The organism is Acinetobacter sp. AOR14_HL (assembly GCF_027855175.1).
GTDB lineage: Bacteria > Pseudomonadota > Gammaproteobacteria > Pseudomonadales > Moraxellaceae > Acinetobacter > Acinetobacter calcoaceticus.
In genome coordinates this window covers 631,071-640,674 of the sequence record NZ_JAKTII010000003.1, presented here as the reverse complement: position 1 = coordinate 640,674, position 9,604 = coordinate 631,071, and the positions used below count along the sequence as shown (strand labels likewise).

General features: G+C 39.3%; 9 protein-coding genes and 1 pseudogene. 6 read left to right on the top strand and 4 right to left on the bottom strand.

Features of this window, described 5'->3' with window-relative positions; genetic code table 11:
• From MKL38_RS04040 to MKL38_RS04025, 4 genes and pseudogenes are all read right to left on the bottom strand, one after another.
• Positions 1 to 95: pseudogene (locus MKL38_RS04040) on the bottom strand (hypothetical protein); the annotation flags it as partial.
• Positions 96 to 230: 135 nt separating this feature from the next.
• Entirely contained in the window at positions 231 to 1,151 is a 921-nt protein-coding gene (gene catA, locus MKL38_RS04035; protein WP_013197704.1) for a catechol 1,2-dioxygenase, read from the bottom strand.
• 161 nt (positions 1,152 to 1,312) lie between these two features.
• Positions 1,313 to 1,603 (bottom strand): muconolactone Delta-isomerase, encoded by a 291-nt coding sequence (catC, locus tag MKL38_RS04030; RefSeq protein ID WP_003651954.1) that lies wholly within the window; start codon positions 1,601 to 1,603, stop codon positions 1,313 to 1,315.
• A 23-nt stretch (positions 1,604 to 1,626) separates the two neighbouring features.
• A complete protein-coding gene (locus MKL38_RS04025; protein ID WP_151743708.1) occupies positions 1,627 to 2,733 on the bottom strand; it encodes a muconate/chloromuconate family cycloisomerase in 1,107 nt (368 codons plus the stop codon).
• A 100-nt stretch (positions 2,734 to 2,833) separates the two neighbouring features.
• Here MKL38_RS04025 and MKL38_RS04020 point away from each other — a divergent pair, with 100 nt between their 5' ends.
• From MKL38_RS04020 to MKL38_RS03995, 6 genes are all read left to right on the top strand, one after another.
• Positions 2,834 to 3,748 carry a LysR family transcriptional regulator gene (locus tag MKL38_RS04020; RefSeq protein WP_270902570.1) on the top strand — a complete coding sequence of 305 codons (915 nt, stop codon included), beginning with the start codon at positions 2,834 to 2,836 and terminating at the stop codon, positions 3,746 to 3,748.
• A gap of 81 nt (positions 3,749 to 3,829) precedes the next feature.
• Positions 3,830 to 4,624, top strand: a complete 795-nt coding sequence (locus tag MKL38_RS04015) for a TorF family putative porin (RefSeq protein WP_270902569.1) — start codon at positions 3,830 to 3,832, stop codon at positions 4,622 to 4,624.
• 503 nt (positions 4,625 to 5,127) lie between these two features.
• On the top strand, positions 5,128 to 5,925 hold the full coding sequence (locus tag MKL38_RS04010; protein WP_198308610.1) for a fumarylacetoacetate hydrolase family protein: 798 nt from the start codon (positions 5,128 to 5,130) through the stop codon (positions 5,923 to 5,925).
• Between the two features lie 11 nt (positions 5,926 to 5,936).
• The gene (locus MKL38_RS04005) at positions 5,937 to 6,842 is read left to right on the top strand and encodes an acetaldehyde dehydrogenase (acetylating) (protein ID WP_127492073.1); all 906 of its coding nucleotides are present in this window, start codon (positions 5,937 to 5,939) and stop codon (positions 6,840 to 6,842) included.
• 11 nt (positions 6,843 to 6,853) lie between these two features.
• Positions 6,854 to 7,873, top strand: a complete 1,020-nt coding sequence (gene dmpG / locus MKL38_RS04000; RefSeq protein ID WP_005305792.1) for a 4-hydroxy-2-oxovalerate aldolase — start codon at positions 6,854 to 6,856, stop codon at positions 7,871 to 7,873.
• Between the two features lie 417 nt (positions 7,874 to 8,290).
• Entirely contained in the window at positions 8,291 to 9,601 is a 1,311-nt protein-coding gene (locus tag MKL38_RS03995; protein ID WP_270902568.1) for an OprD family outer membrane porin, read from the top strand.
• Positions 9,602 to 9,604: the final 3 nt, after the last annotated feature.

The window sequence follows — 9,604 nt, the reverse complement described above, 5'->3', positions numbered from 1 at the left end:
TGTCCTGCGGTACCAAAACCACCAATCAGGATGGTGGCACCATCTTTAATTTGCGATAGAACCTCGCTAAGTGAGGACTTACTTTTGTCAATCATGTGAGAAACCTTAGAGCATGAGGTAACGTGATGTTATTACTACCGCTAAAAATTTATTTAAATTCTTAATGGTAGTAATAAATGGAATAAATTTTGTGAGTCAAAAGCGAACTTTTAACTCACATACACTTTCAATTAAGCGCTAGCGCGACGACGTTCAACTTCAGTTGAAGGAGCAGCAGCGGCATCTTTAACAAGTTCGATGTTAAATGTGATGTGTTTGAAAGCGTGATCTAAACCACGACGTTGAATTTCAGCTGGGTCAGTTACATCAACTGCTGTTGCTACAAGTCCGTCACGAGTTGCGAAAGCAAAGTCGTCCCATAAGTACTCATCACCCTCAATGTTGAATTGAGTTGTAAGCTTGCGGAAGCCTGGTGCAGACACGAAGTAATGAACGTGAGATGGACGGTTACCATGACGGCCTAACTTGTTAAGAAGGGCCTGAGTTGTACCTTCTGGAGGGCAACCATAACCAACAGGCATCGTGGTTAATGCAACATATTTACCATCAGCATCAGTCAAAATACTACGGCGTAGGTTGAAGTCAGATTGAGACTTATCAAAGAATGAGTAATTACCCAAGCTGTTAGCATGCCATACTTCAACTTTAGCATTTTCAATGATATTGCCATCAGTATCGGTTACCGTACCTTCAATAATTAAGGTATCGATTTTGCCAGATTCAGTTCCGTCATCCATACGCGCAAAACCAACGGTTTCAGGCGCACCAGCTACATAAAGTGGGCCTTCAATGGTACGAGGTGTGCCACCAGTAACGCCTGCTTTTGCATCAGCTTCATCTGCACGTAAATCAAGATAGTGTTCTAAACCTAAGCCAGCTGCCAAAAGACCAAGTTCGTTTGCTTGACCAGCATCTGTGAAATATTCCAAACCTTTCCATACTTCTGAAGGTTGGATGTCTAAATCTTCGATGGCTTGAAATAAATCCCCGAGAAGGCGCACTACAATTTGCTGAACACGTGCATCGACTTCGCCTTTTGCAGTGTCGACATTCATTTGTTTTACAAGCGCATCAATTTGTTGACGGTTCATACTAAAACTCCTTAAGTATGCAATACGGTTTTAGGTGGCAGTGGTGCTGGCATTTTGTTTTGCTAGCGAATTGTTGCTGCCACGTTCCTTGTTACCTTCTGAATAAATATATTTAGTTTTTGAATGTGCTTCAGACTACACACTCAAACTATTTTCTTAAATTACGAATCATCATCACGAACAGATGAAGGGTGACGATTAAGTGCCATCACTTCGATGTTCATGTAAGGATAGAGAGGTAATCCTTGTAAAATGTTGTGCAACTCTTCATTGCTCTCAACATCAAAAATACTGATGTTTGAATATTGGCCTGTAACTCGCCAGATGTGACGCCATTTACCTTGACGTTGCAGATCTTGCGAATAAGCCTTTTCAACGGCCTTAATTTCATTTGCTTTGTCGGCTGGCATATCAAGTGGAATATGCACATCCATACGTACATGAAATAACATGGGAAACTCCTTATCCTGTTGCCTTAACGACGTAACTTCTCAACTTTATCTTCATCAATTTCAATGCCTAAGCCCGGAGCTGTTGGCAAGTGCAATTCAAAGTTTTCGTAACGTAGCGGTTCCTTCAAAATTTCTTCGGTAAGTAATAACGGACCAAATAATTCAGTACCGAATGCTAATGTTTCAAAGGTTGCAAATGCATGAGCAGAAGCAATGCTACCTACAGGGCCTTCAAGCATGGTACCGCCATAAAGATCAATTCCAGCCAAACCTGCAACCTTGGCCACTTCACATGCTTCGATCAGACCACCAGATTGTTCAATTTTTACCGCAAATACATCAGCCCCATGGCTTTTTGCAATACGGTATGCGCTGTCTGGCCCAGTTAAAGCTTCATCCGCCATGATTGCGACATCAAACCGATGTGTTAAACGGGCAAGTGCTTCAGTATTTTGAATAGCACAAGGCTGTTCAATTAAATCAATTCCGCCATCTTGCAGCTGTTGAATACCTTGGATACATTCCAGCTCTGACCATGCACGATTTACGTCAACACGTACACTAATATCTGCACCTAGTGCTTTTTTAATTGCAATCACATGATCAACATCGTGTTGCAAAGGGCGTGCACCGATTTTGAGTTTGAACGTGTTATGACGTTTCAACTCAATCATTTTTCGAGCTTCAGCAATATCTTTTTCTGTGTCGCCAGACGCGAGCGTCCAAAGTACAGGTAAACTATTACGCAGACGGCCACCTAAAACTTCACTTAACGGCACGCCTAAACGTTTTGCCTGAATATCAAGTAGAGCAGTCTGAATGGCACATTTCGCGAAACGGTTACCATTAATATTTTTGCGAATCAGTTTTAGTGTTTGAGCCACATTTAAATCTTTAACTGATGCGAGTAATGGTGCAAAGTAAGTATCAATATTGGCTTTGACACTTTCAGGACTTTCTTCACCATAGTTTAGTCCACCAATGGTGGTCGCTTCACCCCAACCGACAATACCATCCATGGTCGTAATTTTAACGAGCACCAAAGTCTGAGTACGCATTGTGGTTACAGACAACTGGTGAGGACGGATAGTTGGAATATCCACAAGTATGGTTTCTATGGTTCTATACATGAAGTTTCAACTATTTCAAACTTGTTTACATACCATAGAAGAATGTAATAGCCTAAAATAGATATAGAACGGTATTTTAAGATACTAAAAAGGTATATTAATGGAATTAAGACATCTACGTTATTTTGTTACCGTTGTGGAAGAACAAAGTCTGACTAAAGCCGCAGAAAAGCTTTTTATTGCCCAGCCACCTTTAACACGTCAAATCAAAAAACTAGAGGAAGAGTTAGGGATTGATTTGTTTGTGAAGGGCTCTCGTCCATTAAAAGCAACAGAAGCAGGCCTGTTTTTTTACCAACATGCTGTGCAGATTTTAACGCATACGGCTCAAGCGGCTTCTATGGCTAAAAAAATGAAGTTGGTCGATAACATTGTCAAAGTAGGTTATGTCAGTTCACTGCTTTACGGTCGGTTACCACAGGTCATTTATCTATTTAGGCAGAAAAATCCAGATATCCATGTTGAACTGATTGAATGTGGCACACGAGATCAGGTCGAGGCTTTAAAGTTAGGCAAAATCGATATAGGTTTTGGTCGATTACCCATTAGTGATCCTGCCATTAAGAGACTTTTACTCAGAAAAGAAAAATTAAAATTAGCGATTCATAAAAAGCATCCTTTAAGTGAATTTCAAGATTCAGGAATTTACTTATCTCAAATCATTAATGAGACGATTTTTTCTTATCCAACCACGCCTAAACCGAATTTTTCGACCACCATTCAAGCTTTATTTACCAAGTTGGGTTTAATTCCAGCCAAACTCACCGAAGTCCGCGAAATCCATATGGCACTTGGTTTAGTGGCATCGGGCGAGGGCATTTGTATTATTCCGGAAAGTGCCTGTGACATTGGAATGAAGAATCTAACTTACTTAAATATCTTAGACTTAGAAGCTTATAGTCCCATTTCTCTATCCATGCGCAATATGGATCAAAGTTCGTATATTCCTAAAATTTTAGATTGTATTGAAGAGATCTATAGCGAAGAAGAAGTGTCCAGAAATTTGAATTTATAACTTTTTAATACGATTAAGATTGAATTTTCATGTTATTTTAAAACTTTAAACCTATAGGTAATATGTAAAAGGAATTATTGAATGAGAAAAATTTTAGGACTAGCTTCTCTCATTATGTCTATTGGTGTTGTACATGCTGAACAATTAAATGAACAAGAACAAATTTCTCCATACAGTGCAAATGTAACCTTCGCGAGTCAATATATATCACGTGGTTTCCAGCAAACATGGGGTAAGCCAGCTTTACAGATTGGTTTAGATTATGCAAATCCGAATGGATTATTTGTAGGTACTTGGGCATCGAATGTGAGTTCTAACTATCTTAGAGATGCTTCAGTTGAGTGGGATTTTTATACAGGTTATATAAAAACTTTCGATAAGTTTTCGGCTGGCATGACAGTTTTTTATTACTATTATCCGGGAGCTGAAAGCACACCTGAAACGGGTAGTACCAGTTATAACTATGGCGAAATTGTGCCTCAAATTGGTTATGGACCTTTAACGCTTAAATATTTCATTACCTACACCCCAGATTACGCGGGTTATAACTCCAAGACGATGGGCGGCCCTGAGGGTAAAAATTCAAGAGGAACAACATATCTGGATTTAACTTTTACACAGCCAATAAATGACACTTGGACTTTTGGTGCCCATTATGGCTATGAAAGAATTAAAAATTTCTCGGAAGCTAATTTTCAGGATGTTAAGGTTGAGCTTATTAAGGATTTAGGCGATGGATGGAATACGGGGTTGGCCTATACCAAAGCTTGGGATAAAAATAGCTACTATAAGAAGTATAGTAATGGTGAGCCAGATGCACCTATTTCAAATCCAATTGATTCGACTTTTACAGTGTCTGTAAAAAAAGTTTTCTAAGTTAAACTTATCAATAATGGTCTGATTAACTACGCTTGAAAGTTATCTGTAAACTTTCAAGCGTAGTTAAAACGATTTTTTATTTATTTTTTTAAATTAATTAAATTAGGTAAATTAAGCACTACCTGAGTATTTTTAATAATGTCTAAACGTGAAATTATCTAGAGTAATATATATAAAATTGGAAAACTAAAATATTAGTATTTTTCTAATCTCTAAAAAAAATATGGATTAATAAAATTATTATGGATACTTAATATTAATCTTCAAAGGCATTTGTGGGCTGATTATAAATAAAAACTATTATATGAAACAAAATAAGTATTGGCATTTAGATGGGGATTTTTCCATTCTTAAACTGTTTTATGTACACGTTCCAGTAGGTAGCTGTCTCGGAAAATACAAGGGATTTGTTGTGTCTAACTTTGCCTGAACTCCGTATTCCGTTTTTATACCTTCAGTAACGCAGTATACGTTCAATTTTGCAGTTTAAGGAAATATTGATGTCGAATTCTGCTGTTGTTGATTCAGTTGCTTTTGCCTTAAGACAAGCTGAACTATCACAAACTGCGATTATTCCTATTCGCACTGAGCTCGGTGGTGAACAGGCAAATGTGGATATCGCTTATGCAGTACAGGAAATCAATACTGTACGTGCACTGTCGGAAGGGCGCCGTTTAGTAGGCCGTAAAATTGGCCTCACTTCTAAAGTGGTACAAGCTCAACTCGGCGTAGATCAACCTGACTTTGGGATGTTATTTGCTGATATGGCATATGGCGATGGTGAAGTCATTCCAGCGGGTAAGTTGATTCAGCCAAAAGTTGAAGCTGAAATTGCGCTCGTACTCAAAAAGGATTTAACCCAAGCCCGACATACATATGCAGACATTATTAGTGCAACTGACTATGCCTTACCGGCTATTGAAATAGTTGATAGTCGCATTGAGAACTGGAAAATCTCATTGATTGACACGGTTGCTGACAATGCATCAAGTGCAGCTTTTGTGTTGGGCTCACGTCCAGTACAGCTTAATCAACTTGATTTAGTTAACTGCAAAATGATTATGACTCGTGGTGATGAGGTCGTTTCGCAAGGTGTTGGTAAAGCTTGTTTAGCTAATCCATTGAATGCAGCAGTTTGGTTAGCAGATGAAATGGTAAGACGCGGACGTCCATTACAAGCAGGAGATATTGTCTTGACTGGGGCATTGGGTCCAATGGTGGTGGCTCATCCTGGGGATGAGTTTAAAGTTGAAATTGAAGGCTTCAATTCAGTTGTTGCATGCTTTGCTGCTGAATAAAGGATAAGGAAATGAAAAAGATAAAATGTGCCTTAATTGGTCCAGGAAATATTGGAACAGATTTGTTGTATAAATTGCAGCGTAGTGAAGTTTTGGAGCCAGTATGGATGGTTGGAATTGATCCTACTTCCGAAGGATTGGCTCGCGCTGAAAAAATGGGTTTAAAAACCACGGCTGAAGGGGTTGACGGTTTATTACCTCACGTACTTGAAGATGATATCAAAATTGCTTTTGATGCAACTTCAGCATATGTGCATGCAGAGAACAGTCGCAAGCTCAATGAGCTTGGGGTGTTAATGATTGATTTGACTCCTGCGGCAATTGGTCCATTTTGTGTTCCGCCAGTGAATTTGGAAGCTTTGTTGGATGCGGGTGAAGTACCCAATGTGAATATGGTGACTTGTGGTGGGCAAGCAACTATTCCAATGGTCGCGGCAATTTCACGGGTACAGACTGTTAACTATGCCGAAATCATTGCAACGGTTTCGACTAAATCGGTTGGGCCAGGTACGCGTAAAAATATTGATGAATTTACCCGTACAACTGCTGGAGCAATTGAAAAAGTTGGTGGTGCCAAACAAGGTAAAGCCATCATTATTATTAACCCGGCTGAACCACCACTAATGATGCGCGACACAGTACATTGTTTAGTTGATGGAGAACCTGACCAAGTTGCAATTACGGAATCAGTCAATGCCATGATCAAAGAGGTACAAAAGTACGTACCCGGCTACAAACTGGTGAATGGACCTGTATTTGATGGTAATCGTGTTTCTATGTTTCTTGAAGTAGAAGGCCTAGGCGATTATTTACCGAAATATGCAGGTAATCTTGACATTATGACTGCGGCAGCTGCACGTACTGCAGAAATGTTTGCAGAACGCGTTTTATCTAATCAAAAAGCTGAAGTTGTTTAAGGAGAAACCGTATGTCTAAGATTATTGTGCATGATATGACTTTACGTGATGGTATGCATCCACAACGTCATCAAACTACAGTTGAGCAAATGATTGCCATTTCAACCGCGTTAGACGAAGCGGGTGTGCCATTAATTGAAGTGACTCATGGTGATGGCTTAGGGGGTAGTTCCGTTAATTACGGTTTCGCTGCTGCAACAGATGAAGAATATTTATCTGCTGTTGTGCCACGCATGAAAAATGCCAAAGTGTCAGCGTTGTTATTGCCTGGCATTGGAACAGTTGATCATTTGAAAATGGCACATGAGATTGGTGTTTCAACCATTCGTGTTGCAACACACTGTACAGAAGCAGACGTGTCTGAACAGCATATTACTGCCGCACGAAAATTGGGAATGGACACAGTTGGCTTTCTAATGTTGGCACATATGGCATCGCCACAACATTTGCTAGAAGAAGCAAAAAAAATGGTGTCTTACGGTGCTAACTGTATTTATGTCACTGACTCTGCTGGTTATATGTTGCCACAAGATGTTACCGATCGGGTTGGGTTACTTCGTCAAGAACTTGATAGCAGTATTGAGTTAGGTTTCCATGGTCACCATAACTTGGGTATGGGCGTTGCCAATACTGTTGCTGCGGTTGACGCTGGCGCAATTCGGGTCGACTTGGCGGCAGCTGGTCTAGGAGCTGGAGCAGGCAATACGCCGCTTGAATTATTTATTGCTGTTGCAAATCGTATGCAAATAGAAACAGGCGTAGACTTGTTTAAAGTACAGGATATTGCAGAAGATCTTGTGATTCCAATGATGCTAAACCCAATTCGTGCCGATCGTGATGCAGCAACGTTAGGTTATGCAGGTGTATATTCATCTTTCTTGTTGTTTGCAAAACGTGCCGAAGCTAAATATGGCGTCTCTGCACGTGAAATTTTATTAGAGCTTGGTCGCCGTGGTACGGTTGGGGGACAGGAGGATATGATTGAAGATCTTGCCTTGACCATGTCAAAAGCGAAAGTAATGAGCGCATAAGTTTTTTTAAAAATGAAAAAGAGCACTCCACGAGAGTGCTTTTTTATATCTAATGATTTGATCTAGATGAAATAACTTGGATATAAGCGTTATTTTCTATAAATGGATAGATATTATTTTTGATTGGATGTGTTTCTATTTAAATAAAAAAACGATTAGAAAATTAAAAATAGCGAATTAAAATAAAGCCATTTTAATAAAAAATAGATATATAACAAATGCTTATTCTGGTTTTTAGGAGATGATTAATCGTTTTTAGTGATCTGTTAAAAATCCTCATTACTGGAAAAGTAACATTTTTTTAAAGCATTGAGTTTAAAAAGAAAAATATCTTAATACTCTAGTCGAATTTTTCATAAAAATAGAGTTGAGCATGATAGGGCTTGGTTTCATGGATTGATTGAAAGGAAGTACGCAATGCGTCGTCAAACGTTATGGATCGCAATGGCTTGCGCAATAGCAACAATAGGGGCTACTGGCACACATGCTGGTTTTGTTGAAGATAGTCAGGTTCAGCTTAAATTTAAAAACTTCTATTTAGATCGTCAGTATGATGATACCCCTGCAAAAAATTGGGGGAGTTGGTCGCAAGCTGTGACACTGGATGCAAAATCGGGCTATGCAGAGTTTGGGGCGTTACAACTCGGTGTTGATGTGTTAGCACAGTACGCTGTGCGTCTGGATGGTCGTGACCGTAATGCCGATTGGGTTCTGCCGTATAGTGGAATTTCTGGTACAGGCGCAGGAAAACAAGAGCGCCAGTTTGGAAAAATAGGAGCAACTCTTAAAGCGAAAATCAGCCAAACTGAATTACGAATTGGTGAAATTTTACCTGTAACACCAGTAATTCATTTTGATCCATCACGTCAATTATTGACCACTTATAATGGGGTATGGCTAGAATCAAAAGATCTTAAAAACATCAAATTAACGTTAGGTTATTTGGATAGTATCAATGCCCGTTATGAAAATCAGCCAATGGATTTTGGTCTATGGCCTAAAGCATTAAATAATGATGGTAAAACTGATGGGATGTATGTTGCGGGCATAGATTACCAATTAAATAAAAACTGGTCTGCAAGTTACTTTTATGGCGATGTGACGAATATCTATCGTCAAAATTACTTGGGTGTGAACTATAAAAACAATTATGACAAGTTAAAAGTCGATTCACACATACGTTTTTTCGACAATGTAGAGTCGGGAGATGCCTTGTATGGTGATATTGATAATCAGGCATTGTCTATAGGCTCAACCTTAACTTATGGCTCACACAGCGTAGGTTTATCTTATCAGCAAATGTTTGGTGACCATGGTAGCAACCCGAGTGCAGCAACTGGCGCACCATATTTCCCATCCCTCGCAGGTTGGGTACCTCAGCCTTATTTGGATAACTGGTCAGTTGCGAGCTTTATCCGTAAAGATGAAAAATCGGTGGGTGTGGCTTATAGCTATGATTTTAGTGATCTTGGCATTAAAGGTTTAAAAACCACTGCAAAATATTGGCATGGTTGGGGCATTGATTCAGCTTATGAATCAAGTGCATTAACAGGCAAAGGAAAAGAAGATGAATTCAACTTTATTCTGAATTACGTAGTGCCAGAAGGGAAGTTAAAAGGCTTGGGTTTTCAGTGGATGTATATCGATGTGAACTTCGACAATATTGCAGGCCAAGCAAGCGATTTGCAGGAACATCGTATTGCAACGACATACACCTATAAATTTTAAATA

Excerpts from the sequence above, each read along its gene's own strand:
- catC (WP_003651954.1), bottom strand. The coding sequence starts at position 1,603 with ATGTTATTTCATGTACGTATGGATGTGCATATTCCACTTGATATGCCA.
- MKL38_RS04010 (WP_198308610.1), top strand. The coding sequence starts at position 5,128 with ATGTCGAATTCTGCTGTTGTTGATTCAGTTGCTTTTGCCTTAAGACAA.
- MKL38_RS03995 (WP_270902568.1), top strand. The coding sequence starts at position 8,291 with ATGCGTCGTCAAACGTTATGGATCGCAATGGCTTGCGCAATAGCAACA.
- dmpG (WP_005305792.1), top strand. The coding sequence starts at position 6,854 with ATGTCTAAGATTATTGTGCATGATATGACTTTACGTGATGGTATGCAT.
- catA (WP_013197704.1), bottom strand. The coding sequence starts at position 1,151 with ATGAACCGTCAACAAATTGATGCGCTTGTAAAACAAATGAATGTCGAC.
- MKL38_RS04015 (WP_270902569.1), top strand. The coding sequence starts at position 3,830 with ATGAGAAAAATTTTAGGACTAGCTTCTCTCATTATGTCTATTGGTGTT.
- MKL38_RS04020 (WP_270902570.1), top strand. The coding sequence starts at position 2,834 with ATGGAATTAAGACATCTACGTTATTTTGTTACCGTTGTGGAAGAACAA.
- MKL38_RS04005 (WP_127492073.1), top strand. The coding sequence starts at position 5,937 with ATGAAAAAGATAAAATGTGCCTTAATTGGTCCAGGAAATATTGGAACA.
- MKL38_RS04025 (WP_151743708.1), bottom strand. The coding sequence starts at position 2,733 with ATGTATAGAACCATAGAAACCATACTTGTGGATATTCCAACTATCCGT.